We start from the raw sequence: 24,043 nt of genomic DNA on the forward strand, positions 1-24,043 counted from the left end.
GGCCCGCACACGCATCCTGTTCTGCACCTATCTCAACAAGCTCGCGAAAGTTACTTGACCTGCCGCTTCAGCAGTTTGCGCGCCAGCGTGCGGCGGTGAATGCCGAGGCGGCGGGCCGCTTCGGAAATGTTGAAGTCGGCGTCGGCGAGCGTCTGTTGGATGCGCTCCCACTCGAGTGTTTTGATGGTCGAAGGCCGCGTGCCCAGCTCCACGTCGGTATCGCCCTCGGTCTTGCCGAAAGCCTTCTCGATATCGTCCGTGTTCGACGGCTTGGCCAGATAGTGACGGGCGCCGAGTTTGATCGCCTCCACCGCGGTCGCAATGCTCGCAAAACCGGTGAGCACGACGATGTTCATATCCTCATCGTGCGCATGCAGGGTCTGCACGCACGCGAGGCCCGACGCGCCGTTCAACTTCAGATCGACGACCGCGAAGCCCGGCGATTCCGTCTTCAGCAACTCGACTACGTCGTCATGGCTCGAGGCCGTCAGCACGCGATACTCGCGCCGCTCGAACGAACGCTTCAGGGTGCGCGCGAGCGACTCGTCGTCTTCGACGATGAGCAACAGTTTTTCGACTCCATGCTCAGCCACGATCTTTCTCTCGATATTCCAAGGCCGCGAGCGGCAACTCGACCGTTACGGTGGCGCCGCCCGGCTGACGATTGTGCGCCGACACACTGCCGCCGAGCTTGCGAATCACGTTGACGACCAGGAACAACCCCAGCCCGCCGCCGCGCCGGCCCTTGGTCGAGTTGTACGGCTTGCCGAAGTTCTCCAGCATCTCGGGCGTGAAGCCGGGCCCGAGATCGAGCACTTCGATTCTCAGCATGTCACCGCGACGCTCGGCGTTCAACCGAACCCAGCCCGGCGAGACCTCGAAGGCATTGTCGAGCAGATTGGTGACGACCTGCTTGAGCGCAGGATCCGACACGATCCTGGTGTCCTCGCCCAGCGCACCGCTGCCCGCATGATACTGCAGCGTTCCGCTCGGCCGGCCGTCGGACCAATCGCGGGCGATCTCGTCGAGAAAGCGATGCAGTGAGGTCACGACCGGCGCCTCGCCGCGCGCTTCGCCGGCCGACAGCAGGATGCCGCTGAGGATGCTCTTGCAACGACGGATCGCGGCCTGCATCTCCAGGAGTTCCTGCAGCATCTCGGGGTTTTGAGAGATCTCCGGCATGCGTCGCCAGTCGCCGAGGATCACCGAGACCGACGCCAGCGGCGTGCCCAACTCATGAGCCGCGCCCGACGCCAGCAAGCCGATCCGCACGATGTGATCTTCTTCCGCCGCTCGCCGCTTCAACTCGACCAGATAGATATCTCGCTCCTGCAGATTGCGCGACATCCGACTGATGAAGATGACGAGCAGCACCGCGCCCAGCACGAAGCAAACAAACATTCCCAGGATGTGCAGCCTCAGCAGGCTGGTCGGCGGCTGCACCGCCAATGGCTGATTGATGCCAATCAATCCCACGAACGCCACACACGTCACCACGACGATGAGCCATGCCCCCCGTCCCGGCAGCAACACCGCTGCCAGCGCGATCTGCAACAGATAAAGGGCCGTGAATGGATTGGTGGCGCCACCGCTGAAATACAACTGGACGGTGAGCGCGGCGACATCCAGCAGCAGCGCCGAGAACAATGCCTGGCTGCTGATGTGCAGATGCTGGCGCAGCCATAGATGACTGAGCGCATTGAGCGCCAGCAACGCGCCGAGCACCATCGCCATCGGCGCCAGCGGCAAGGGAATCCGCAGGCCGAAGTGCACGATGGCAATCGTCACCACCTGCCCCAGCACCGCCATCCAGCGCAGCTGGATCAGCAGCGCCAGATTCTTTCGATTCGCGGTATCGATGTGCGATGGAACGGCGTTCACGTTGTCTGCGGCCTGCGCAAGCGCCACTCGTGGCGGAGCACCAGGCCCGTGCCGGCGATCAACATCAGCGCCAGCCCGAACCAGGTGAGCGCATACTGCAGGTGATTGTTGGAAAATGCGATCACGGTGAGGCCGCCGACGGGCGCGCCGGCGATTTCAGGCTCGAGCGCCTCGGCGTCGATGAAATACGGCGCGACGTCGCTCAGCCCTCGAGCGGTTGCGATTGCCGCCACGTCCCGCGAAAACCAGCGATCGTTCGCCGGCTCATTGGTCCGCAGGTACCCTCCTCCAGGTTCGCTCAAACGCAGCAGCCCGGTGACGGTGGTCTCGCCTTCGATCTGACCTTGCGGCCGGCTGGCGGGGTCCCGTTGCGGAGGCGGCACGAAGCCGCGATTGATCAGGACTGTGTAGCCCGAGTCCGTGACGAGCGGCGTGAGCACCCAGAATCCACCGCCGCGCTCGGTGACCGCCTGGACCAGCGTTTCCTTATCGTTTTGGTAATGGCCCCGCACGGCCACGCGAAGATATTCGCTGTTGGCTCGATTGACGCTGGGCCACTGCTCGCGGCCGGGCGCCGCGACGGGCGGCGCATGGACCCGCTGATCGACGCGCTCGATCAAGTCCCGCTTCCAGGCCAGTCGATGGACCTGCCATACGCCCAGGCTGATCAGGACGGCGATGCCGGCCAGCGCGGCGATCGATACGACCGCCAGCTGGAACGGCGACAGCGGCGGACGCGCCGAACGAGGCCGAGCGCTCAGAGCGGCTGGCTGACTTCGTGCTTGGGCATCATGTTGCTGTCCATGTGGTACATCACCCATAGGGAACCGGCGAGCGTGATGACGACGAGGATCAGCGTAAAGACCAGCGAGGTCAGCGTCCAGCCGTCCTCGCTCTTGGGCGTCATGTGCAGGAAGTAGACCATGTGGACGACCATCTGCACGGCCGCGAACGCCACGATGACGAACGCGATGGTCTGCTTGCTCCAGGCCACGTCGCCCATCACCAGCCAGAACGGAATCGCGGTGAGAATGACCGACAGAATGAAGCCGGTCAGATAGTCCTTCAGCGTGCCATGCGGGCCGTCGCCGTGGATCAGGCCCTCTTCGTGATGATGTTCGTGAGCGCTCATCGCAGCATGCCCATCAGGTAAACGAACGTGAAGACACCGATCCAGATCACGTCCAGGAAGTGCCAGAACAGGCTCAGGCACGCGAGCCGGCGCGCGTTCGCCTTGTTCAGCCCGTGCTTGCCGATCTGCACCATCAACGTGATCAGCCACACGATGCCGAAGGTCACGTGCAAGCCGTGCGTGCCGACCAGCGTGAAAAATGCGGACAAGAAAGCGCTGCGCTGAGGCGTCGCGCCCTCGTGAATCATGTGCGCGAACTCGTAGAGCTCGATGCCCAGGAAGGCGGCGCCGAACAATCCCGTGACGACCAGCCACACCTGGGTCGCCGCCACCTTGTTCCGATACGAGGACAGCATGGCGAAGCCATACGTCATCGACGACAACAGCAGCATCGAAGTGTTGAGCGCGACCAGCGACAGGTCGAACAGATCCTTCGGCCCCGGCCCCGCCGCGTAATTGCCGCCCACCACACCGTAAGTGGCGAACAGCACCGCGAAGATGAGGCAGTCGCTCATCAGGTAGATCCAGAAACCGAGCAGCGTGCTGCCGCCGGCTTCGTGATCGTGCTCGTCGGCTTGATAGAACAGCGTGCGAGCCGCCGCTTGTTCGGTGGTCAGTGCGTGTCCCATTCGATCAGCTCCGCACCGTCGCCAGCTGCCGTGAGCGCTCTTCCTCGGCGTGCACTACATATTCCAATGGCAAGTGGAATTCCCGCTTGTAGTTGAACGTGTGATAGATCGTGAAACCGACGATGCCGATGAAGCTCGCGATCGCCAGCCACCACATGTACCAGACCATGGCGAAGCCGAACGCCGTGCTCAGCGCCGCCAGCACGAAGCCCGCGCCCGTATTCGCCGGCATGAGAATCGCCCGGAAGCCAGACAACGGCCGCTGATAGCCACGCTGTTTCATGTCCCACCACGCGTCGCCGTCATGGATGATGGGCGTGAACGCGAAGTTATAGGCCGGCGGCGGCGACGAGGTGGACCACTCCAGCGTGCGGCCGTCCCACGGATCGCCGGTCGTGTCGCGCAGCTCGTTGCGCTTGCGAATGCTCACGTAGAACTGGATCAGCATCGCGCCGATGCCGATCGCGATCAGGCCCGCGCCCACCGCGGCGATCTGGAACCAGATCTGCAATGACGGATCCTCGAAGTAACGCAGCCGGCGCGTCACGCCCATGAGACCGAGCACGTACAACGGCGTGAACGCCACCCAGAAGCCGATCACCCAGAACCAGAACGACACCAGGCCCCAGAACCGATCCAGCTTGAAACCGAACGCCTTCGGGAACCAGTAGTTGATGCCGGCGAACAAGCCGAACAGCACGCCGCCGATGATCACGTTGTGGAAGTGCGCGATCAGGAACAGGCTGTTGTGGAGCACGAAGTCGGCCGGCGGCACCGCCAGCAGCACGCCCGTCATGCCGCCGATCACGAACGTGAGCATGAAGGCGACGGTCCACATCATCGGCAGCTCGAAACGGATGCGGCCGCGGTACATGGTGAACAACCAGTTGAAGATCTTCGCGCCCGTCGGGATCGAGATGATCATGGTCGTGATGCCGAAGAACGAGTTGACGCTCGCGCCCGAGCCCATCGTGAAGAAGTGATGCAGCCAGACGATGTACGACAGGATGGTGATGACGACCGTCGCGTACACCATCGAGCTGTAGCCGAACAGCTTCTTGCCGCAGAACGTCGAGGTGACTTCCGAGTACACGCCGAACAACGGCAGGATCAGGATGTACACCTCGGGATGACCCCAGATCCAGATGAGGTTGACGTACATCATCGGATTGCCGCCGAAATCGTTGGTGAAGAAGTTCGTTCCCACGTAACGATCCAGCGACAGCAGCACCAGCACCGCGGTCAGCACCGGGAATGCGGCGACGATCAGCACGTTCGTGCACAACGACGTCCACGTGAACACGGGCATCTTCATCAGGGTCATGCCGGGCGCGCGCATCTTGATGATGGTCGCCAGCAAGTTGACGCCGGATAGCAAGGTTCCTACGCCGGCTATCTGTAGCGCCCATATGTAGTAGTCGACGCCCACGTCCGGACTGTATTGAATGCCCGAGAGCGGCGGATAGGCGAGCCAGCCGGTGCGCGCGAACTCACCGACGAACAGCGAGAACATGACCAGAATCGCGCCCGCCGTGGTCATCCAGAAACTGAAGTTGTTGAGGAACGGGAACGCCACGTCGCGTGCGCCGATCTGCAGCGGCACGATGTAGTTCATCAAGCCGGTGACCAGCGGCATGGCCACGAAGAAAATCATGATCACGCCGTGCGCGGTGAAGATCTGATCGTAGTGATGCGCGTTGAGGTAACCCTCGGAGCCGCCGAACGCCATCATCTGCTGCAGTCTCATCATGACGGCGTCGGCGAAGCCACGCAGCAGCATGATGATGCCGAGGATCATGTACATGATGCCGATGCGCTTGTGATCGATGGTCGTGATCCACTCGCGCCACAGATAGCCCCACAGCTGATAGCGCGTCACGCCGGCGAGCAACGCGATGCCGCCGATTGCGACGGCGACGAAAGTCGCGACCAGAATGGGCTCGTGCAGCGGCAGAGCCGCAAGACTCAAGCGCCCAAAGATCGGATCCAACACTGGCAATTCTGCTTGCATCATCGATTACCGCGCGCTCGAGGAATCAACGGCGTCCGCGAGCAATGAACCGGACCGGCTGGGCGCCGGGCGAGGCAATCCCGCGCCTCGCAGCGGCGAGCGATCGACTTGCGGGAGCAAGTCGTCCTCAAAAGTACGTACAACGGGCGCCGCGCAGATCCCGATGACGTGAGAATGATCGGCGCCGAACACCGCGCGCGGCTGATCTCCCGAACGCCGGGCGACGTTGTAGATGCCGGCCATGCCGAGCCCGCCCCGCTCGTCGATCGCCATCATGTCATGCGTACACATCTTGCCGGGTTCGACGCACATCCCGACGATCGCGTCGAAGAGTTGTCTGTCCACGGCGGAAAAATATCGCACCGGCTCTCGCTCCGACGGCTTCGCCAATTGCAGATAGGCATCGCGCGTCAGCGATTGTTGGGCGGCACGCGTCATGCCGACCCAGCGTTGAAACTCGTTGTCGCTCACACTGCGCATCTTGAATTTCATGCCGGAAAATCCAGCGCCGCTGTAGTTCGCCGAAAATCCTTCCGACTCGCCGGGCGAGTTCAAGACACCGTGCAATCGCGTCTCCATGCTCGGCATCGCGTAAATCATTCCCGCCAGATGCGGCGCATAGAACGTATTCATTACCGACGACGCGGTAATTCGTAACGACAGTGGTTGATTCACGGGCACCGTCATCTCGTTGACGGTGGCGACACCGTACTGTGGGTAGATGAACAGCCACTTCCAGTCGAGCGCCACGACTTCGATCTGCAAAGTGCGCGTGTCCTCGGGTATTTCTTTCCCGGGCGCGATGCGGTCCAGCGGACGGTAGGGATCGAGCAGGTGCGAGCCGAGCCAGGTCAACGCGCCCAGACAAATGATGATGAGCAGCGGCATGGACCAGATGACCAGCTCCAGGCGCATGGAGTGATGCCAATCGGGCTCGTAACGCGCCTCACGGTTGTTGTGCCGATAACGCCAGGCAAAAATAACCGTGAGCGCCATCACAGGAACGATGATGAGCAGCATCAGCCACGTCGATGTGACCAGCAGATCGCGCTGTTGAGCGGCCACGTCGCCCGCCGGATTGAGCACGACCATGTCACAAGCGGACAAAGCCGCACACAACGGCAACACTGCGAGAGAGCGCAGGCGGAGTTTCATCGAGTCATGCCTAGAACCCAGCATAGATGCGCACAGGATAGGCATTCCTGGTGCCGCGCGACATTGGGCGTTTTGCCCAATGGTCCCTGTGCTCTTCCGAAGCTATAAATGGCGTCATGATCCGTAGGAGTAAGTTATGACCGCCGCGCAGTCCGGTGCGCCCACCTCGTCGCTGGAACGCGATGCCCGGCGGACCAATGAAGCGCATGCCGGCGAAGTGCGGCCGGGCGACATCGCCATCGGTGTCATCATTGGCCGTACTTCGGAGTTCTTCGACTTCTTCGTGTACGCCATCGCCTCGGTGGTGGTGTTTCCGAAGCTGATCTTTCCCTACGTGGATGCGTTGACGGGTACTTTGTACTCGTTTGCGATCTTCGCTCTGGCGTTCGTCGCGCGTCCTTTCGGCACAGTAATATTTACCGCCATCGACCGCACCTACGGGCGCGGCATGAAACTCACCATCGCGCTGTTCCTGCTCGGCACGTCGACGGTGGCCATCGCGTTCATCCCAAGTTATGAATCCATCGGCGTCGCTTCCGCATATTTTCTAGGCGCGCTGCGCATTGGCCAGGGTCTGGCGCTGGGCGGCTCATGGGACGGCCTCGCGTCGCTACTCGCATTGAACGCGCCACAGAAACGTCGCGGCTACTACGCGATGATTCCGCAACTCGGCGCACCGCTCGGCTTGATGGTCGCAGCCGCGCTGTTCGCCTACATCATCGCGCATCTGTCCGCCGAAGACTTCCTCGGCTGGGGCTGGCGTTATCCGTTCTTCGTAGCCTTCGCCATCAACGTCGTGGCGCTGTTCGCGCGCCTTCGTATCGTCGTCACGCCGGAATATACCCAGCTGTTCGAGACGCGGGAGCTGCAACCGCAGCCCATCCTGGAAACATGGCGCCAGGAACGACGAAACATCGTCATCGGCGCGTTCGCACCGCTCGCCAGCTTCGCCTTGTTTCACATGGTGACCGTGTTCCCGCTGTCGTGGGTGTTCCTGTACACGCAGGAAGGCCCGGCACGCTTCCTGTTGATCGAAGCCATCGGCGGCGCGTTCGGTGTCGCGGCCATCGTTGCGTCCGGCTGGCTGGCCGATCGTGTCGGTCGTCGCACCCTGCTTGCTGGCACCGCCGCCGCGATCGCAGCGTTCAGCGGCTTCGCGCCTCAGTTGCTGGCCGCCGGCGAACTCGGCGAGCTGGTGTTCATGATCTCCGGCTTCCTGCTGCTCGGCCTCGCCTTCGGCCAGGCATCGGGCGCAGTGGCGTCGAACTTCCAGATGAACTATCGCTACACCAGCTCCGCCATCACCTCGGATCTGGCGTGGTTGTTCGGCGCCGGCTTCGCCCCATGGGTGGCGTTGCAGCTGTCGAGCAGCTTCGGCCTGGGCTTCTCGGGCGCTTATCTATTGTCCGGCGCGGTGGGCACGCTGGTGGCATTGTTTATCAACAGGCAGATGGTGCAGGATCGTTAGGAGATCGATGTCCTAACCGGGCGCCGGACGCGCCCAGAGTCGGGAGAGCTCCATGAATCCTGCCAACAAACCTTCCCGGACTGCCGCGATCGTGGCGCCAGGTCAGGGGCGCGCTTATCCGATGGGAAAGATGCGCGCGATCTTCAAGGCCGATACTGACGAGACCGAAACGAAGTACTCGATCTCGGAGTGGTGGCTGGAGCCGCACACGACTGGACCGGGAGCGCACGCTCATCCCGAGGACCATGTCTACTACGTGATCGAAGGTCAGTTGAGCGTGTTCTTCGATGGGACCTGGTCGCCGGCCGAACGCGGCTCATACATCTTGATTCCGGGCGGCACGGCCCACGATTTCCAGAATCGCAGCCCGGCGCGCGTCGGCTTCATGAGCATCAATGTGCCCGGTGGCTTCGAGCGGCAGATGCCGTCGATCGTCGAGTGGTTCGCGGAGAATCCGCCCGGCGAGCCCAGCCCCTAATCTGACGATGCAGCCGCGGGCGTCGCTGGCTGCGTGCCGCTGGCGCGGGCTTTGATCTGATCGAAGTCCGACAGGTACTTCGGCCGCGCGGTGCCGCAGAGGAAATCCCAGATCGTGGTGTAGCCGCCGAAATTCCAGCGGAAGTACTTGTGGTGCTGATCGTGGAATGTCGCGGTGATGAACCACCGGGTGAGCCACGACTTGTTCCACCAGCGCGGCAGGAACTCGTAACCCGAGTGGACGTACAGTCCCATGATGATGCTGGTGGGCGTGATCAGCGCCATGGTCGTCTCGTGCACCGTCAACGCCGCTGTGAACAACGGCACGAAGCCGCCGTTGATGATGGATTCGAGCGGCCCGACCGACAGCGTCGTGAGCAGGTTCGGCGCCGTCGAGTGGTGATGGATCTTGTGCACCCAGGTGTAGACCGGCTCGTTGTGCATCCAGCGGTGCAGCCAATAGAAATAAGTGTCGAACGCGAAGAAGTAGAACAAGTACTCCAGCGCGACCACCCACCACTCCACCGGCCCGGTCCTGAATGCGATGAAGCCGTGTTTGGTCAGCGCCCCGGTCAAGAACCCGAGCGCGAACACCGTCACGGTCAGATTGAGCACGGCGAACAGGAACTCGTTACGCAGCGTCCGCCATCTGAACCCGTTCGGCTGGATTTTCCGGGCGCGCAGGTAGCCCTGAAACACGGTCGCAATAAACCCCACCACCACGAACAACGCCAGAAAGCGCCCGATCGGGTTGTCTACGACGAAGCTCCGCACTGCCGCCAGCGTTTCCATGGCGGGGATCTTAATCGACACTAGTGTTGATTAGCAATCGGCGGCGACCGGGATTTGCGACGCGCGTCTCGCGGCCTGTGCCTGCGCCAGCTTGCACCATTGAACATCCCTTAACACGACGGCGGCGGCGCGAAGCGTCATGCTGACGGCAACCGTAATGGAGCCGGCGAATGAACCAGCAGATGCCCTTCACAGCCCAGATCGTCCCGTCCGTGAGCAGCCCGCCCCGTCCGGAGCTGCCGTTATGGAAGTCCCGGCGCGTCAAGGAATACATCGATAGCAATCTCGACCGGCCGATCCGCAACAGCGAGCTCGCCGACGTGGCTCGGCTGAGCCGATCTCACTTCTGCCGTGCTTTTCACAACAGCACTGGCAATCCGCCGCACGAATACATCATCCGTCGGCGCATCGAGCGCGCACAGCAACTGATGCGCTCGACTCGCACACCGCTGAATCAGATCGCACTCGAATGCGGCCTGGTCGATCAAGCCCATCTCGCCCGCCTGTTCCGTCGCATCGTCGGCGTGACGCCGAGGGCGTGGCGCACGGCGCAGGTCGGCACAACCTGATCATGGAACGGGCGGCGTCCACCCGCCGCCCAGTGCGCGAATCAAAGCCACTTGCAGAAAGATTCGACGCGACTCATCGGCCGCAACCGCTCGTTCGCTGGCGAGCAAACGATCCTCGGCGAGCAACACTGACTGCAGATCCGCCGCCCCCGCAGTGAATCGGGCGCGAGCTAATTCCAACGCACGCGTATTAGCAGCCAGCGCCGCCTGATCCTCGATCAGCCGCGCATCGACTGCCTGGTGTTGGAGCATCGCCGCTGCAATCTCTTGCAACGCTTGAACGAGCGTCGCCTCGTACACTGCGAGCGCAGCGTCGTAGTCAGCGTGTGCGGCTCGATAGTTACCGGCGCGCCGTCCGCCATCGAATACCGGCATCGAAATCAAAGCACCGATCGAGCCAAAGCCCGAACCGTCGGCGAACACATCGTCGATGCCGAGAGACTGCCGCCCGAGCAACGCAAGCAGATTCACGCTTGGCTTGAATTGCGCGAGCGCCACGTCGATGCGATCCGCTGCGGACTCTGCGCGTCGTCGCGCCGCTGCAACGTCAGGACGATGTTCGAGCAGCTCGGCCGGCAACGTTGCGGGCGTCTCGAGTCCTTGGATTCGCGTGACTGTCGCGGTCTCGAACTGCAACGCCCGATCCGGGCCACTGCCGATCAATGCGGCCAAACGCAGACGTGAAATCGAGATTCTTTCATCCGCCGCGACCAACTGCGCTCGCAACGTCGGCGGCCCGGCTTCAGCTTGTCGCAGGTCCGCCTCCGAGTCGTAGCCAAACTGAAACCGACGTTGCACGAGCGCCAACGTTTGCTCGCGTACCTGCAGTGTTCGTTCGAGCGCTGCCCGATCTTTCTGCAGGGCATTGAGCTCGGCGTACTCCGCTGCGATCGCCGCCGACAACAACAAGCGCGTCGCGCCCAACTCGGCTCGTGCCGCCTGCACATCGCCGACCGCCGCGGCAATCGCTGCACGATTCTTACCCCAAAAATCGATCTCGTAGGCCGCGTCGAGCGACAGCCGGGCTGTGTCATTCCAGCCATGCAACGCGGGCGGCGTCGGCAAGCCGGTGTTGTAACTCGGTCTCGACTCGGCCAGCGCAACACCGGCGCTCACATTGGGAAATCGCACAGCCCGGGTCTGTTCCAAAAGAGCATCGGCCTTGAGCAGGCGCGCGTTAGCCAAGGCAATCGAAGGCGCCGCTTGCAAGCCCTCATCGATCAGCGCCGTGAGCTGTGCATCGTTGAAAGCTCGCCACCAGGCGTCGCTCGGCCATTCACCATTGGAGTCGGCGATCGTTCTCTGAATCGCGTAATCGTCGACCGACTTGGGCGCTCGCTTCGGCCCGACATCCGGCACGATCGCGCACGCTGCCAGTGCAAGCGTGCAAGCCGCTGCTACAGCACGGATCACGAGCGTGCTCCGGGCGACTCGCAGCCGAAGGGACCGAACAACCATCCGATCAGACCGCGATGTGCGCGACCATCGGTGTGAGAGTCGATTGCAATCATCGGCTGGACGGACATGCCGCCTGCGAGTCGGTCCAGACCGGGCTGTGCCTCGTCCAGCAGGATGCGCACCGGAAACCGCCGGACAATCTTCGTGAAGTTGCCGGTCGCGTTGTCGGGCGGAAGCAATGCGTATTCGGCGGCGCTCGCGCCGCCAATGCTCTCGACGGTGCCGCAGTAAACGACATCGCGAATGGCGTCGACTTCCACGCGAACCCGATCGCCCGGCCGAATGCGCGACAGTTGCGTCTCCCGCAGGTTCGCTTCGATCCAAAGATCTTGGGTGGGCGCGATGGCAAGCAGCCGTGTGCTGGCATTGACGAACTCGCCGAGCCGAATGTTGCGCCCGGCGACTACTCCTTCGCGCGGCGACGTAATCGCCGTCGCCTCCAGATCGTTCCGAGCACGCAGCTGTCTTGCTTCCGCGCCCTGCAGCGCCGCCTTGATCGCTTGACGTTGCGCATCGATCACGGCCAGCTGCTTGCGAACAAAGACCGCCTGCGCTTGCGCCTGTTCGACCGCCGTCTCGGCGCGCACTTTCTCCGCAGTCGCTTGATCATGGATCGAACGACTCACACCGCCCTCGTCCACCAACGCCGATGCGCGTGTGAACTCCTCTCTGGCCTTACGCAACTGGGCATTCGCACTGGCGACGGCCGCATCGGCAATGCGAATCTGCGCATGCTGCAATTGTTCCTGCGCATCGATCTGGACCAACGCCGCCCGTTGTTGAGCGACGAGCGCCGACGCATCACGCAGCGTCGACTCATAGTCTCGCGAATCGATGCGCGCCAGGACTTGCCCAGCGGCGACGCGCTGGTTGTTCTCGGAGTTCACCTCGACGACGTAACCGCCAACCTTCGTTGCGACGAAAGTGAGATCGCCCTTGACGTAAGCATTGTTGGTCGTCTCGAACGGCGTTACCCCATGCCAGCTTCCGTACGCCAAGGCCACGACGGCGGCTGTCGCCAGCACGCTGCCGGCGCCAATGAGCAGCCGCCGCATCGCCGGCGAGAGCCCGGACGATGCCGGCGGCGCGGGCAACACTTGCCCTTCTGGAATGGCACTCATCGCGACGGCACCTGCAGGGGAAGTGGCGAGACCGTGGAACGAGGCAACGCAGGCAGCGCCCAGACGAGCACAGCAGCGAGCAACATCACGATCGCTGTAATGAAGAACGCATCGCCGAATGCGAGGGCGAACGCTTGTTTCGTTTGCAGCTGAGCCAGCCCGGCCGAAGCGGCGCGCTGGGCGCTGGCGCCGTCGGACAGCATCGACCCGAACGTTCCGGCCAGCACTCGAGCGCGCTCGACGGTAAGCGGCTCGAAAGTCGTCAACGATTCGACCAGGTGCGCCGAATGAAACTTCTCTCGCTCGATGACGACATGCGATGCAACCGCGAGCCCGCCGACCAGTGCGAACGTACGCGCGACGTTGAACACGATGCCCCGCGACGGCCCGTCTTGAAGCGTCGCTCCATGCACTGCGTAACGCATCGTGGCAGTCGAGAACAACGCCTGCCCCGCGCCAGCCAACGCCAGCGGTACGACGAATTCGCTCATGGCCCAATCGGGCGCGAGCTGCAGGCACAACGCGGCGGCGAGCGCCAGCAACGCCAGCCCGCCCGATAGCGCGATTCGCGGATCGTGATCACGCGTTATGGCGTACGCCAGCGGCGTCACGCCGATCGTTGCGAGCGCCATGACGAGCATCGCCGTTGCAAGTTGCTCGACGCGAAACGCCTGCAGCCGGCTCAGGAACTGAGGCGTGATGAAGACCGCCAGCAGCGTGCCGAAGCGAAACAACAATTGCAGCCCGATGGTGATCGAGAACGTCGGCTTGCGAAACACATCGAGCAGCACCACCGGCCGCGGCGTTGACACGAGGTGTCGTAGAGCAAACACCATGCACAGAGTCCCGCACGCGAGACACGCGGCGATCCACCATTTTTCGAGCCAGAACCTCCGCTCTCCCTCGGCAAGGACGACCAGCAGCAGGCCCGCACCGAGCGACAATAGAACAAATCCCTGCCAGTCGAAGCCTTTCACCAACTCGCGCTTGCCGCGTTCTTCGCGGAATACGAAGCGAGCTGCGAACCAATAGACGAGGCCGACGACCGCCTGTGACAGAAACAACATTCGCCAACCGCCAAGCGCGATCAGGCCCGATGCGGCGCCGGCGGACAATCCAACGCCCAGCGTCGTTACGATTGCGAACGCCGTCATGCCTTCGAGCTGACCCTGGCCGGGCCGCATGCTCGTCAGCACCAGCAGCATCATGAGCAGCGGCAACGAGCCGCCGAAGAAGCCTTGTACGAAGCGCGCAATCACCATCCATTCCAGTGAATGAGCGATGCCCGCCGCGAAGCTCGCAACCGCAAATCCGAGCCCGACGATTCGCATGGCGCGTCCGCGTCCGAACATGCCGACGAAGCCCACCGTCATCGGTACGCCGACAATCGCGCCGACGTTGTAGAGGGTCGTGATCCAGCTCGCCTCATCGGCGCCGACCGACAGGCCGCCCGCCACGTCGCCGATCGACAGGATCACGGCAAGCGGCATGGTCGCAGCCACAATCGTGCCGAACGTGCTGATGGCGACCGCCCGCATGGCGTCGCGCGCTGGGCTGGCCGTGGAGGACGTCATAGGAAATCTCTCGCTCTCGCGCCGTTGCAAGGTATGCGAGGCGGCCGTTGCGGTCTTGGACGGCCCGTGCGCACTTGGCGCCGACCGCGTTGCTGTCAGCGGCAAGTGGCACGAATCCGGCCCGCGCTACGGATGGCGAGCCCCGATGGCTGGTCGTCATATAGACCGGAAGTCATCAGGAGGCTTGTCCATGCGCATTTTGATCTTCTCGGGCATTTTGGCTGCCTGCCTGTCGTGGTCCGCGCAAGCGCAGGAGACCCGCCCGCCCGGCTCGGAATTCGGCTTCGACGTGGTGTATCAGCTCAGCCAGAAGATCTCGTTCGACGGCGGCTCGAAGGTCGACTTTTCGGACGACGTCGGCGTCACGTTGTGGTGGTCCTACCGTTTCAACGAGCACCTCGATCTGCAGGCCGCGCTCGACTGGTCCGAAATAAACTATGACGCGACCTTCCAGTCGGGGACTGTGCCCGGCGTGTCGGCCGACGTGAGCGGCGACATCGAGACGTTCGTCCCCAAGGTGGTCCTGAACTACAACATCTTGAAGGGCCCGTTGACGCCGTTCCTCAATGTCGGCATGGGCTGGGCCTTCGTCGACACCAATATTCCCAACAGCCGGGTGCAGGTCGGCTGCTGGTGGGATCCCTGGTGGGGCTACATCTGCACGCCTTACCAGAGCACGAAATCGTTCGACGATTTCACCTATCAGCTCGGCGCCGGGGTGCGCTGGGACATCAACAAGAGCTACTCGCTGCGGCTGTTGTACGAGAAGCACTGGCTCGACTATTCGAAATCCAGCAGCACGCCGGACTTCGACCAGTTCCGGCTCGGCATGGCTTTTATGTTCTGAGATATTTCGGCGAAATTGATCCGTGTCACAAGCTTGCGAACCGGTGCGCCGGCGTTGTCGAAAGATGAACGGCGTCCCAGTCCGCAGGCAATCCTGAACGTAAAGTCCGCGCCGTTGATTCGTCACGGACAGCAACAACGTGCCAGGGTGGCTACTTGAGTCAAGTGATACTCGTCGTCGATGACGATCGCAGCATGCGCGCCAGCACGCTGCGCCTGTTGGGCGCTCGCGGTTACACGACCATCGAAGCAGCGAGCGCGGCCGAAGCGGTCCAGAAGACCGCGGCGCTAAACCCGGATGTGATATTGATGGACCTGCACCTGCGCCACGGCAGTGGCCTCGAGGCCGCGCGTCAGATCAAAGGGCAGCAGCCGCTCGCGCACATTCCCATCATCGCGCTCACCGCCACGCCGCCGGACTGGGACGAGAAATTGCAGCTGTTCGCCGCGGTGCTGGTGAAACCGTGCCCGACGGCGCAGATCCTGGACGCCGTCGCCGCCGCCCTGCCTCATGCCTGAGGTGTTGTGGCAGGCTGCTTCGGGAACTTCTCGAACACCTGCCGGACGACTTCATCGATCGCCGCCTGCGGGTCGTCGCGCGACTTCTCGTGGATGCGCCCGACTGCCACACCTTCCCATAGCAAGCGGCTTGTCGAGCTGTCGATGACGTCGACGTTGAGCGTGCCCTCGGTGTAATTGTCCACGGACGTGGAGACGCCTGCGCCCCAACCATACATTCCGTAGCGATAACCGTAGTAGCCCGAAGGAGACTCGGTGACCTTCACCTTGTCCTTGGTCTGCACGTGAGTGTTGACCAGCAGCTGCGGATTGCTGCTCTTTTGAAAGCCGCGCTTCTGCATCTCGTTGTCGATCGCGGTCTTGATGTAGCGGGTCGCGAACGAGTCGTACGCCGATGCCCGACCGGTCACTTCGTCGAAGAAGCCGTAGGTCTGATACTTCGAGAAGTCCGCTGCCGGATCGACATTGGTGCGGATCGTCGGCTTGCTGGCACAGGCGGCCAGCAACGCCACCGCCACCGTCAGCCCGCATCTCACCATCGAGTTTGCCGCGTTCATGGATGACCTCGTCATGAGTCTCCGGGATCATCGTTTCGCATCGGCGTGCGAGCTATCAATTTATCGCATTGGCTGTCAGCGCCAGCCGCGCCTGCTCCTGATAACGCAGCGCCGATGCGCGCACGTTGTCGTCCTGGATGGAAAACGGCGTCTGCGCTATGTATTGCAGGACGCGCGGCACGCCGAACTCCGCAATCAGCGGGCGTATCAACATCGATCCGCCGAGTTGCTGGACGTCGCGATAATCCGTGTCCTCCTGACCGCGGCCATGTAACTCCCGCAAGTCTTCCGGCCAGATCATGTCGACTCGATTGGTGTTGTAGAACGGCTGCACCTGGCGGCGCGATGCCTCCACGCCGTACACCAGCATCTCGCAGCCCAGACGTTTCTGGATTTCCAGCGACGAACAGTCCTGGTGCGGCCACGAGAGTCCCTTGCGATACGCGGCCTCCTGCAGATGAGTCATCCACAGCGCATTGTCGATGAGCTCGATGGCCGGCAGCAGCGCGCGAATCTCGTCATTCTTATAATAGGGCCAGTACGCCTTGGCCCAGGACTTCACACCGCGGCCCACCAAGCCAAGCATGCTCCGGCGGAACGTTAACGTGCGGCGCGCCGGATCGTAGACAGCGGGGCCGTTGCGCGGATAGGAAGGGTCGCCCGAATAAACGAGCTCGATCGTAATTTTGTCACCCGCGCCTTGCAGTATCGGCCCGAGCGCCTGGTCGATGGCCGTCGCGCGCATCGCCACGATATCGAAGAAGCGCCGTTCGGCTTTGCTCGCCGAGGTGTCGATGGCCAGCCGATCCCCGCCGCTGCGCTCCGGACCTTCTGCGAAGCCCGTTGCCGCCGCCACGACCAGCAGCAGGGTAAACAGCAGCCTCACAGCTCCTCCGCCACGGCCATGCGTGTCCGCCCCAGAGTGACCGATGGCAGCTCGCCAAACAGGTCGTAGTAGTCCTTAGAGAACTGACTCAGGTGCCAGAAGCCCCACTTCATCGCGAGCTGAGTGATCCGGCCGCTCGTGGGAGCCGAACAGTGCAACTCCCGCCTCACGCGCGACAGCCGTGCGCAGCGAAGGTATGCGATGGGCGAGACGCCAAAGATCTCCCTGAAGCCATATTCCAGGGCTCTCGGACTGGAGTAGCTGGCCTGACAGACCGTGGCGAGCGTCAATGGGCGATCCAGATGCTCATCGATGTATTGGCGCGCCCGGATCGCCGCCTGGCACCTGGCCGTCGAGGGCGCGAATGCCACGTCGTCATCGGGCTCTTCGCGCAGCCACGACTCGCAGACTTCGAGCAACGCATCGTTCGCGGCGCCCGCTGTTTCGGTCAGCTGCCGAGCGCAGGCATCGAATGTCTCAATCGCCTCCTCTGCCGCAGGCAGCACCCGGACACGAACGGAGCCCGTGACGACGTAGCTCTGCGCGATGAACTCACCGACCCCACGATCCGGCAGCGAAACAAACGTCGATCGATAGTCCCGGTCGGTGCAGAGAGTCAACTCCGTCGGCCCATGCGCAACGATGGCCCGTCCCCGCCCGACATTCGTGGTGCCCAGTCGCGCGCGCCCGCGTGTAGGAACGACGATGAGCATCCGCCCCCGAGGCACCTCCAGCCACTCGACCTTGTGACGATCCGCGCCCACATAGCCGACGCTCATTTGATCCAGCCGCGCAGCCGAGCCTCGCGAACAAGCCATTCCGCGTTCCAGCTGCACGTAACGCGCTCTCAGGAACGGAGCGAGCTGGGCCGCTGCCTCGTCCAGGCCATGCGCATGAATGCGCGTCACGAAGTTAGCGAACGCCAGCGGCGATGAGGTAGTAACCATGGCCCCTCGTTGAGTTGTCGATTCCGTGTTGTGAAGCACATAGGTAGCGCGGAGGCTTGGCGCGCGAGAACCAGTACGGCGTGAGCAGGGCGATACCCCTACTACGCACGTGCACGGAGAACGAGAGGAATTAGTCGGCTGCCTGGCGCACCAGCAGCGTCGAGGGAAATGGCGTCGTTGACGCATCTACCGGCACGGGCAGCTCGAACGACACGGTCGCTCCCGGGCCATGCAGATTGTTCTCGGCGTAGATGTGGCCACCGTGGGCCTTGACGATGGCGCGTGCGATCGACAAGCCGAGGCCGAGCCCTTCGACCTTGCCGCTGTGGAACGATTCGAAGATGTCCTCGAGCTGCTCCGGAGCAATCCCGCAGCCCGTGTCGCGCACCGACACTCGAATGCTGCTATCCACATACTGGCTGAGCACTTCGACGCGCTTGCTGCCGGTGATATCCACCTCGGTGGCATCCAGCGCATTGCCGATGAGATTGATGATCACTTGCTGGAGGTGCACGGAATCGCCGCTGATCGATGGAATCGATCCCTGCGAGAGCGTCAAAGCGATCCCCCGGCGCTTGGCTTGCATCCACAGCAGGTCTACTGCTTCGGCGAGTACTTTGTTCAAACTGACCTGCTCGCGAATCATCTCGCGGGTTTGAAGCAGCGCCCGCGTCCGACGCACCACCTGGCTGGCGCGCAGGTCGTCGTTACGAATGTCCTCCAGAATGGTCCTGAGCATGCCGATCGAGGGCCGTTTTCTTTGCAGCAGGAACAGTCCGGTCTCGGCGTTGTTGAGAATCGCGCCGAGCGGCTGGTTCACTTCATGCGTGATGCCGGCGGTGATCTCTCCTATCGTTGCCAGCCGGGCCGCCCGCGCCAGCGCTCGGGCTGCCTCCTTGGCGGCATGCGCGTCGGTCATGTCGCTGAGCGCGCCGACCATCTTTAGGGGTTTCCCTGAAACATCTCGCACCAGGATGCCGCGAACGCGCACCGGGACGCGCGCCTTGCCGCGTCCTTTCAGGGTGAATTCGTTTTCCCAGACCGCTGCGCCGCCGGCCATGAAGAGTTGCAACTCGTGCCGGACCCGCTCGCGGTCGCGCTTGTCCACACATCTTTGTAACAATCGCCAGGCATTGCAGGGCCGCGGCGGCGCGGTAAAGAAACGTCCGCCGTTGGCGCTCCAGCGCAGCAGGCCGCTATGCGCATTCCAATGGAAAATGACATCGTTGCTGGCGCGCAATGTGAGTTTCTGCCGTTCTATCCTTGAACGCAGCTGCGCCCGCACTCGCTTCAGAGCCGATCGGCTTCTGCACAATCGCTCGGCGAGAACTTTCGAACGCGCGCGATGCTTCACGTACAGATGACCCAGAATCAGGCTGCACGCGAAACATATAAAGCTCGGCAACCAAAACATCCATCCCTGGAGATCGATGGCCATAGCTAACGTCCGAGCACCATTCCACCGCCCCTCGAGTCGGCCGCGATAATTCCCCGCCGCATGATTTACTCTGAAATAGTAAATATTTCAAGTAATAACGGACGTTACAAACACGTCAGGAAGGTTAGAAGCGCCACGCCGCCGACACCCAGAGCACGTTGGAGTCGTCGATCTCGTCGAAATCCATGAGCTCGTATTCGACCAGCAGGTTGATGTGATCGATGAATGTGACGCCCGCGCCGACGCCGTAGACCAGCGCCTCGCCATTGTCGTCGGTGTGGAGGACATTGCCATTGCCGCCGCCGATGTTGTCCAGGTTCACATCGAGCTCGACATCATGAAAGTAGTAGCCGATCTTCGCCGAGAGCTCGAAGATGGTGATGGGCAACGTGCCGATGACATATCCACTGAAGCCCGAGAGCTCCAGGTTGTAGTCGCCGTCCGATCCCGACGCATCGAAGTTGCCGCGCGGATTGCCGAGATCGATGTAGTCGGCCTCGATCGAAATGAATTTGTTGAAGCGCCACCCGACGAACGCCTTCCACGCGCCGTCGTCGGTATCGATGTTGCCAATGACGTCGGTGACGCCTTCGACGTTCTTGATCTTGGTGTCGAACTCGCCGTAACCCGCGCCGACGTAGATGCCGGAGTCGTTGTCATCCGCCATCGCCTGGCTGGAGAAGAAAGCAACCGTCAACACGATGCAGGCGTGTCGCAAGGATCGAGAAATCGACGAACGCATGACGTTCTCCTCAGTTGTTCTGGCGCGTAGCGCACGATGTTGCGTTCGGGCACTTCGTGCGCGAGTCCGTACGGCGGGCAGCCGCAAAACACCAGATCGAGAGTTGCGCGGCCGCACCGAAGCGGCTTTGACCGCGTGCTCGTGCCCATCGCGCGGATACATCGGTGGCAGCGGCGCCGACTAAGTTTCCCTGCATGGCGCCACTCCCGCCTCCTGCAAGCATTCTCTTACTCGTGCTGTGCTCGTACTGGACGGCGGCAGCGGCGCGTGAGAAAGCGGACGTGCTTACCATGCGTAACGGCGATCGGCTCACCGGCCAGATCGTCGTCATGCAATTCGGCAAGCTCAGTCTCAAGACCGACTATCTCGGCACGGCGACCATCGAATGGCTCGATATCGCTCGGGCAGAGAGCCCCCAGCAGTTCATCGTCGAAGACCTGCGGGGGCGTTATTTCTCCGGATCGCTCGTCGCGAGCGGCATCGACCGTCGCATTGTCGTCCGCGGCGACGACGGAACGATGACCGCGCTCGGGCTCGATGAGATCGAGCGCGTCTACGCGGACGAGACGATCTTCTGGAATCGTCTGAGTGGCTCCTTCTCGGTGGGATTCGACTACGCCAAGGCCACCGAAATCTCGACGGTCTCCGGCAGCTTCGACACGACGTATCGCGCCCCCGAGTTCCGATGGAATGTCAGCGCGGACATCAATTCAACCAAGGATCCGGAGCAAGGCACCGTCGACCGGCACTCGCTCGGCTTCACCTATCAATGGCTGCTTCGGCAGCAGCGTTTCATCTCGGGGTTGAGCTTGCTGGAACGCAATGAGGAGACCGGCATCGACGCGCGCCTGCAACTCGGCGCGGGTTACGGGAAATATTTCCGGCAGACCTCCAAGTCCGAGCTCTCGGGCATGCTGGGCCTCGCGTTGACGCGCGAATGGGCGACTGGCTCGGAGGATTCTCAGGAAAGCATCGAAGGCATCGTCGGCGGCAACTGGCGCATCTTCAAGTTCAACTCGCCCACGGTAAGCATGAGCTCCGCGGCCCTGTTGTTCCCGAGCCTCACCGACAGCGGCCGCTATCGCACCAATCTCAATCTGTCCTTGCGCCGCGAACTGGTGAAAGACTTCTATCTGGACCTGTCGTTCTACCATGCCTACGACAGCGAGCCGCCCGATGCCAATGCCGAGAACTCCGACTACGGACTGACCACCTCGCTCGGATACTCGTTCTACTGAAGTGCCGGCAGCACCGGCTTCTCCGGTTGTCCCTCGAAATGCGGCGTCATGATCTGCACCTGCGCCGTCATGAACGCATCGAGGATGTTTGAATTCAGCTCCGAACGCACCGTGGCCCGATACTCGGCGTTCACGAGTCGGATGTGCAATTGATATAAGACCGAGAAATCGCTCAACTCCCAACGCAGCACCCGCGGCTCCGGATCGCGTCGTACGCCCTCGGTTTTCGCTGCCGCCTCCAACAGCAGCGCCTCGACGCGTCGCCACGGCACGTCATATCCGATCTGAATGGACACACTGAGCAAAGCGCCCTGCTCGTCGCCGAGCTTCGAGTAGTTGACCAGGTTGTCGCTGGTCATCACAGCGTTCGGCACCGTGATTTCCTCTCGACGTATGGTGTGGAGCTTGGTGGCGAGCGGCCCCATCTCGGTGACGTAGCCTTCGACGTTGCCGATCTTCACGTAATCGCCGATTCGGAACGAGCGTGAATACAGCACGACGACGCCGCTGATCCATTGATTCACCAGCCCCGCCGACGCCAGCGACGCGCCCAGACCGATGACCAGGCTCATGCCCTGAAAAATGGGATTGTTCGACCACGGCAGCAGCGAATAGGCGACCGCGAGGCCCAGCACCCAAATCAAGCCGCTCGCGATGCGCCGGGTGGCGCGTGCCTGCCACGGACCGATCCATGTCACGGTCCGCACGCCATGCTCCACCTCGGCGATCACACGGGAGACCCAGAGCGAAATCGTGCGTGTCATGTAAATGACTGCGACGATTCCCAGAATGTTTGGCGATGCCCTGACCGCCGTGATACCGGCATCGGCGAGCCTGCCTCGCAGGTATGTGCCCAGGCGATCGCCCAGCGGTTCGGTGTAAGGGAACGCTTGCAGGACGAAGATCACCAGAAGATAGGTAGCGGCGGCGATGCCGACCCAGGCGAGCACACGGAACGTCGCGCGCTCGATGGTCGAAATCGTGGGCAGAATGTCGACGCCGCCGATCACCCAGTGTCGCAGCTGCAAGCGCCGGTCGATGGCATGGATCGCCCACTCGCGCCCCACCAGTATCAGTTTGATGAGTACGACAAACACCAGTAGCGCCAGCACAGACAAGCCCACGCCTCGCGCCACAATCAAGGGTCGCTGTTGCTGCTCATGAGCCTGCAGCGCTTCTTGCAAGCGTAGCGCAGCCCGCGCAGCCGCTTGCTGGAGCGACATCGACGACTCGGCGTCGAGATCGCCTTCGACCAGTCCGAACGCAACGTCCGGGCCCATCGTCACCAGAATGCCCTTCACGTCACCGATCGTCGTGACCCGTGTTGTCACCGGCGCTGCGGTGTGTGCTTCGAGATGCTCATCGATGCGCTCGCGGGAATTGTGTACGCGCTGCGCCGGCGGTACGCCGTCGACGGTGGCGCGAAAAGTCACGATCGGCCGGTTCCAGAGCGACAGCACCGCAGGCTCGCCAGCTTTCACATCCTCTGTCTGTGCGGATGCTTCGAAGCAGGCGAGCAACACGACAACGATGAGAACCGTCCGCGTCATTTCACGTTTGCCTTCTCCCATGCGCGCACCCGGCGACGCGCTTCATCGAACAGCCGTTCGTAGTTCCCCTTGCGCAGCTTCTCGCTGGCTTCGGGCGTGAGCTGAGCGAACAGCGGCTGATACATGTCGTAGATCTTGAGATAGCTCGTCTGATCTTTCGGGGCGACCTCATCGGTGCCGAACAGGAAGCGATCCGGAAATCGATTGATGGTCTGAGCGACGCGCCGGGTCGTCTCCGGCGTCGCCAGGATGTACTTCGCGGTCTCGGTCCAGGAGATATCGATCGACACGTGCGACGAAGCTGGATTACTGAGCGCGCGCTCCAGCAGCTCCAGCTGACGCTCGATCGGCCGGACGACACGGCCGACACCACAGTGCGCCCAGATGATGCTGGTCTTCGGATGGCGCTGGAACAGCTCCGACAGCTGCTTCAGCTCGTAGGGCTCCTGGTCCTCCCGTGGATAGGGCATGTCGATGTCGTTGTGAAGAATGACCACCAGCCCCGCTTCGGCCGCAAAGTCCATGATCCGATCCAGCGCCGGATCGGTGAGGCTGGCGACATCGCCCGCGATCTTCGAGGACACGAACTCCTTGTGGATCGTGAACTCGCCGATGCCCGTGAATACGCCAGGAAACGTCTTCAGCACCCGCTTGATGTGATCCGCCGCGTACATGTCGGCAGGATTGAAGCCCGTGATCATGGGATCGAAGCGCGCCCGATCCTTCTCGGGCAACGACAGATATGCCTGCGCGATGTAGGCGTCGGTGAAGGAGTAGTAGTACAGCGGCGAATCGGTCTGCAGATAGTAGGTCGGCGCGAAATCGCCGGTATTTCGATGCGACCAGGTCTGCTGCAGCGGAATCCCGAACAGCGCGACCCGCCCTACCCGATCTCCCATGATACGGACGAAGTCACGGATGTCCGTGCCTTCCTGGACATAGTTGGTCAGGTGAAAGTGCGAGTCGTGGACATCGTACTTCGACTGCGCGGCCTCGGCAGCGACCGTGAATGCGAGCGCGGCGATGACGGCGAGTGAACGCATGGTTGTCCTC

General features: G+C 62.3%; 24 protein-coding genes. 6 read left to right on the forward strand and 18 right to left on the reverse strand.

The annotated features are described in order from the left end of the window. Positions 1-50: 50 nt before the first annotated feature. Genes GYH35_RS04175 through cyoA form a run of 7 tightly spaced genes read right to left on the reverse strand, consistent with a single transcriptional unit; the run spans position 51 to position 6,808 of the window. The gene (locus GYH35_RS04175) at positions 51-593 is read right to left on the reverse strand and encodes a response regulator transcription factor (protein ID WP_161827723.1); all 543 of its coding nucleotides are present in this window, start codon (positions 591-593) and stop codon (positions 51-53) included. Next, positions 586-1,881: an ATP-binding protein gene (locus tag GYH35_RS04180; RefSeq protein ID WP_235936693.1), complete on the reverse strand. Its 1,296-nt coding sequence runs from the start codon at positions 1,879-1,881 to the stop codon at positions 586-588. The genes GYH35_RS04175 and GYH35_RS04180 overlap by 8 nt, the downstream gene beginning before the upstream one ends. Further along, on the reverse strand, positions 1,878-2,702 hold the full coding sequence (locus GYH35_RS04185; protein ID WP_161814447.1) for an SURF1 family protein: 825 nt from the start codon (positions 2,700-2,702) through the stop codon (positions 1,878-1,880). Before GYH35_RS04185 ends, GYH35_RS04180 begins: the two co-directional genes overlap by 4 nt. Continuing rightward, positions 2,639-3,013 carry a cytochrome o ubiquinol oxidase subunit IV gene (cyoD, locus tag GYH35_RS04190; RefSeq protein WP_161814448.1) on the reverse strand — a complete coding sequence of 125 codons (375 nt, stop codon included), beginning with the start codon at positions 3,011-3,013 and terminating at the stop codon, positions 2,639-2,641. Before cyoD ends, GYH35_RS04185 begins: the two co-directional genes overlap by 64 nt. Further along, on the reverse strand, positions 3,010-3,642 hold the full coding sequence (gene cyoC, locus GYH35_RS04195) for a cytochrome o ubiquinol oxidase subunit III (RefSeq protein ID WP_161814449.1): 633 nt from the start codon (positions 3,640-3,642) through the stop codon (positions 3,010-3,012). Before cyoC ends, cyoD begins: the two co-directional genes overlap by 4 nt. Before the next feature lie 4 nt (positions 3,643-3,646). Further along, on the reverse strand, positions 3,647-5,653 hold the full coding sequence (gene cyoB / locus GYH35_RS04200) for a cytochrome o ubiquinol oxidase subunit I (RefSeq protein ID WP_161814833.1): 2,007 nt from the start codon (positions 5,651-5,653) through the stop codon (positions 3,647-3,649). Between the two features lie 6 nt (positions 5,654-5,659). Then, positions 5,660-6,808, reverse strand: a complete 1,149-nt coding sequence (gene cyoA, locus GYH35_RS04205) for a ubiquinol oxidase subunit II (protein WP_161814450.1) — start codon at positions 6,806-6,808, stop codon at positions 5,660-5,662. Between the two features lie 136 nt (positions 6,809-6,944). Here cyoA and GYH35_RS04210 point away from each other — a divergent pair, with 136 nt between their 5' ends. Continuing rightward, positions 6,945-8,276 carry an MFS transporter gene (locus tag GYH35_RS04210; protein ID WP_161814451.1) on the forward strand — a complete coding sequence of 444 codons (1,332 nt, stop codon included), beginning with the start codon at positions 6,945-6,947 and terminating at the stop codon, positions 8,274-8,276. A 52-nt stretch (positions 8,277-8,328) separates the two neighbouring features. Next, the gene (locus tag GYH35_RS04215; protein WP_202624072.1) at positions 8,329-8,754 is read left to right on the forward strand and encodes a cupin domain-containing protein; all 426 of its coding nucleotides are present in this window, start codon (positions 8,329-8,331) and stop codon (positions 8,752-8,754) included. On the opposite strand, the gene GYH35_RS04220 is transcribed toward GYH35_RS04215, so the two are convergent. Beyond that, on the reverse strand, positions 8,751-9,566 hold the full coding sequence (locus GYH35_RS04220; protein WP_202624073.1) for a sterol desaturase family protein: 816 nt from the start codon (positions 9,564-9,566) through the stop codon (positions 8,751-8,753). The genes GYH35_RS04215 and GYH35_RS04220 overlap by 4 nt on opposite strands. Before the next feature lie 149 nt (positions 9,567-9,715). Between GYH35_RS04220 and GYH35_RS04225 the strand changes: the two genes are divergently transcribed. Next, positions 9,716-10,114: a helix-turn-helix domain-containing protein gene (locus tag GYH35_RS04225; protein WP_161814452.1), complete on the forward strand. Its 399-nt coding sequence runs from the start codon at positions 9,716-9,718 to the stop codon at positions 10,112-10,114. Here GYH35_RS04225 and GYH35_RS04230 read toward each other — a convergent pair whose 3' ends face one another. The 3 genes from GYH35_RS04230 to GYH35_RS04240 are packed head-to-tail and all read right to left on the reverse strand — an operon-like array spanning position 10,115 to position 14,267. After that, entirely contained in the window at positions 10,115-11,527 is a 1,413-nt protein-coding gene (locus GYH35_RS04230; protein ID WP_161814453.1) for an efflux transporter outer membrane subunit, read from the reverse strand. It lies immediately after the preceding gene. Continuing rightward, positions 11,524-12,693, reverse strand: coding sequence for an HlyD family secretion protein (locus tag GYH35_RS04235; RefSeq protein ID WP_161814454.1), 1,170 nt, complete (start codon positions 12,691-12,693; stop codon positions 11,524-11,526). Before GYH35_RS04235 ends, GYH35_RS04230 begins: the two co-directional genes overlap by 4 nt. After that, positions 12,690-14,267 carry an MFS transporter gene (locus GYH35_RS04240; RefSeq protein ID WP_161814455.1) on the reverse strand — a complete coding sequence of 526 codons (1,578 nt, stop codon included), beginning with the start codon at positions 14,265-14,267 and terminating at the stop codon, positions 12,690-12,692. Before GYH35_RS04240 ends, GYH35_RS04235 begins: the two co-directional genes overlap by 4 nt. 190 nt (positions 14,268-14,457) lie before the next feature. Between GYH35_RS04240 and GYH35_RS04245 the strand changes: the two genes are divergently transcribed. Continuing rightward, complete coding sequence (locus tag GYH35_RS04245) at positions 14,458-15,114, forward strand: porin family protein (RefSeq protein WP_161814456.1); 657 nt, start codon at positions 14,458-14,460, stop codon at positions 15,112-15,114. 164 nt (positions 15,115-15,278) lie between these two features. Then, positions 15,279-15,632, forward strand: coding sequence for a response regulator (locus tag GYH35_RS04250; protein ID WP_235936723.1), 354 nt, complete (start codon positions 15,279-15,281; stop codon positions 15,630-15,632). On the opposite strand, the gene GYH35_RS04255 is transcribed toward GYH35_RS04250, so the two are convergent. The 5 genes from GYH35_RS04255 to GYH35_RS04275 all read right to left on the reverse strand — a co-directional run bounded on the left by GYH35_RS04255 (position 15,623) and on the right by GYH35_RS04275 (position 20,202). Continuing rightward, a complete protein-coding gene (locus GYH35_RS04255; RefSeq protein ID WP_161814457.1) occupies positions 15,623-16,189 on the reverse strand; it encodes a DUF4136 domain-containing protein in 567 nt (188 codons plus the stop codon). The genes GYH35_RS04250 and GYH35_RS04255 overlap by 10 nt on opposite strands. A gap of 55 nt (positions 16,190-16,244) precedes the next feature. Continuing rightward, a complete protein-coding gene (locus GYH35_RS04260) occupies positions 16,245-17,075 on the reverse strand; it encodes a hypothetical protein (protein ID WP_161814458.1) in 831 nt (276 codons plus the stop codon). After that, the gene (locus GYH35_RS04265; RefSeq protein ID WP_161814459.1) at positions 17,072-18,022 is read right to left on the reverse strand and encodes a helix-turn-helix domain-containing protein; all 951 of its coding nucleotides are present in this window, start codon (positions 18,020-18,022) and stop codon (positions 17,072-17,074) included. The genes GYH35_RS04260 and GYH35_RS04265 overlap by 4 nt, the downstream gene beginning before the upstream one ends. Before the next feature lie 130 nt (positions 18,023-18,152). Beyond that, positions 18,153-19,262, reverse strand: a complete 1,110-nt coding sequence (locus GYH35_RS04270; protein WP_161814460.1) for a sensor histidine kinase — start codon at positions 19,260-19,262, stop codon at positions 18,153-18,155. A 322-nt stretch (positions 19,263-19,584) separates the two neighbouring features. Beyond that, positions 19,585-20,202 carry an outer membrane beta-barrel protein gene (locus GYH35_RS04275; protein WP_161814461.1) on the reverse strand — a complete coding sequence of 206 codons (618 nt, stop codon included), beginning with the start codon at positions 20,200-20,202 and terminating at the stop codon, positions 19,585-19,587. A 194-nt stretch (positions 20,203-20,396) separates the two neighbouring features. On the opposite strand from GYH35_RS04275, the gene GYH35_RS04280 reads away from it, so the two are divergent. Next, a complete protein-coding gene (locus tag GYH35_RS04280) occupies positions 20,397-21,440 on the forward strand; it encodes a DUF481 domain-containing protein (RefSeq protein WP_161814462.1) in 1,044 nt (347 codons plus the stop codon). Here the strand turns inward: GYH35_RS04280 and GYH35_RS04285 are convergent. Next, positions 21,434-22,990 carry a mechanosensitive ion channel family protein gene (locus GYH35_RS04285; RefSeq protein WP_161827724.1) on the reverse strand — a complete coding sequence of 519 codons (1,557 nt, stop codon included), beginning with the start codon at positions 22,988-22,990 and terminating at the stop codon, positions 21,434-21,436. The genes GYH35_RS04280 and GYH35_RS04285 overlap by 7 nt on opposite strands. Beyond that, the gene (locus tag GYH35_RS04290; protein WP_161814464.1) at positions 22,987-24,033 is read right to left on the reverse strand and encodes an amidohydrolase family protein; all 1,047 of its coding nucleotides are present in this window, start codon (positions 24,031-24,033) and stop codon (positions 22,987-22,989) included. Before GYH35_RS04290 ends, GYH35_RS04285 begins: the two co-directional genes overlap by 4 nt. Positions 24,034-24,043: the final 10 nt, after the last annotated feature.

Origin of the sequence: Steroidobacter agaridevorans (assembly GCF_009932555.1) — a bacterium.
Lineage (GTDB): Bacteria > Pseudomonadota > Gammaproteobacteria > Steroidobacterales > Steroidobacteraceae > Steroidobacter > Steroidobacter agaridevorans.

What these genes read in the sequence shown, in the direction of transcription:
- GYH35_RS04185 (WP_161814447.1), bottom strand. Translation starts at nt 2,702, where the DNA reads ATGGGTGATGTACCACATGGACAGCAACATGATGCCCAAGCACGAAGT.
- cyoD (WP_161814448.1), bottom strand. Translation starts at nt 3,013, where the DNA reads ATGAGCGCTCACGAACATCATCACGAAGAGGGCCTGATCCACGGCGAC.
- cyoC (WP_161814449.1), bottom strand. Translation starts at nt 3,642, where the DNA reads ATGGGACACGCACTGACCACCGAACAAGCGGCGGCTCGCACGCTGTTC.
- cyoB (WP_161814833.1), bottom strand. Translation starts at nt 5,653, where the DNA reads ATGCAAGCAGAATTGCCAGTGTTGGATCCGATCTTTGGGCGCTTGAGT.
- cyoA (WP_161814450.1), bottom strand. Translation starts at nt 6,808, where the DNA reads ATGAAACTCCGCCTGCGCTCTCTCGCAGTGTTGCCGTTGTGTGCGGCT.
- GYH35_RS04210 (WP_161814451.1), top strand. Translation starts at nt 6,945, where the DNA reads ATGACCGCCGCGCAGTCCGGTGCGCCCACCTCGTCGCTGGAACGCGAT.
- GYH35_RS04215 (WP_202624072.1), top strand. Translation starts at nt 8,329, where the DNA reads ATGAATCCTGCCAACAAACCTTCCCGGACTGCCGCGATCGTGGCGCCA.
- GYH35_RS04225 (WP_161814452.1), top strand. Translation starts at nt 9,716, where the DNA reads ATGAACCAGCAGATGCCCTTCACAGCCCAGATCGTCCCGTCCGTGAGC.
- GYH35_RS04235 (WP_161814454.1), bottom strand. Translation starts at nt 12,693, where the DNA reads ATGAGTGCCATTCCAGAAGGGCAAGTGTTGCCCGCGCCGCCGGCATCG.
- GYH35_RS04240 (WP_161814455.1), bottom strand. Translation starts at nt 14,267, where the DNA reads ATGACGTCCTCCACGGCCAGCCCAGCGCGCGACGCCATGCGGGCGGTC.
- GYH35_RS04245 (WP_161814456.1), top strand. Translation starts at nt 14,458, where the DNA reads ATGCGCATTTTGATCTTCTCGGGCATTTTGGCTGCCTGCCTGTCGTGG.
- GYH35_RS04255 (WP_161814457.1), bottom strand. Translation starts at nt 16,189, where the DNA reads ATGAACGCGGCAAACTCGATGGTGAGATGCGGGCTGACGGTGGCGGTG.
- GYH35_RS04265 (WP_161814459.1), bottom strand. Translation starts at nt 18,022, where the DNA reads ATGGTTACTACCTCATCGCCGCTGGCGTTCGCTAACTTCGTGACGCGC.
- GYH35_RS04275 (WP_161814461.1), bottom strand. Translation starts at nt 20,202, where the DNA reads ATGCGTTCGTCGATTTCTCGATCCTTGCGACACGCCTGCATCGTGTTG.
- GYH35_RS04280 (WP_161814462.1), top strand. Translation starts at nt 20,397, where the DNA reads ATGGCGCCACTCCCGCCTCCTGCAAGCATTCTCTTACTCGTGCTGTGC.
- GYH35_RS04285 (WP_161827724.1), bottom strand. Translation starts at nt 22,990, where the DNA reads ATGACGCGGACGGTTCTCATCGTTGTCGTGTTGCTCGCCTGCTTCGAA.
- GYH35_RS04290 (WP_161814464.1), bottom strand. Translation starts at nt 24,033, where the DNA reads ATGCGTTCACTCGCCGTCATCGCCGCGCTCGCATTCACGGTCGCTGCC.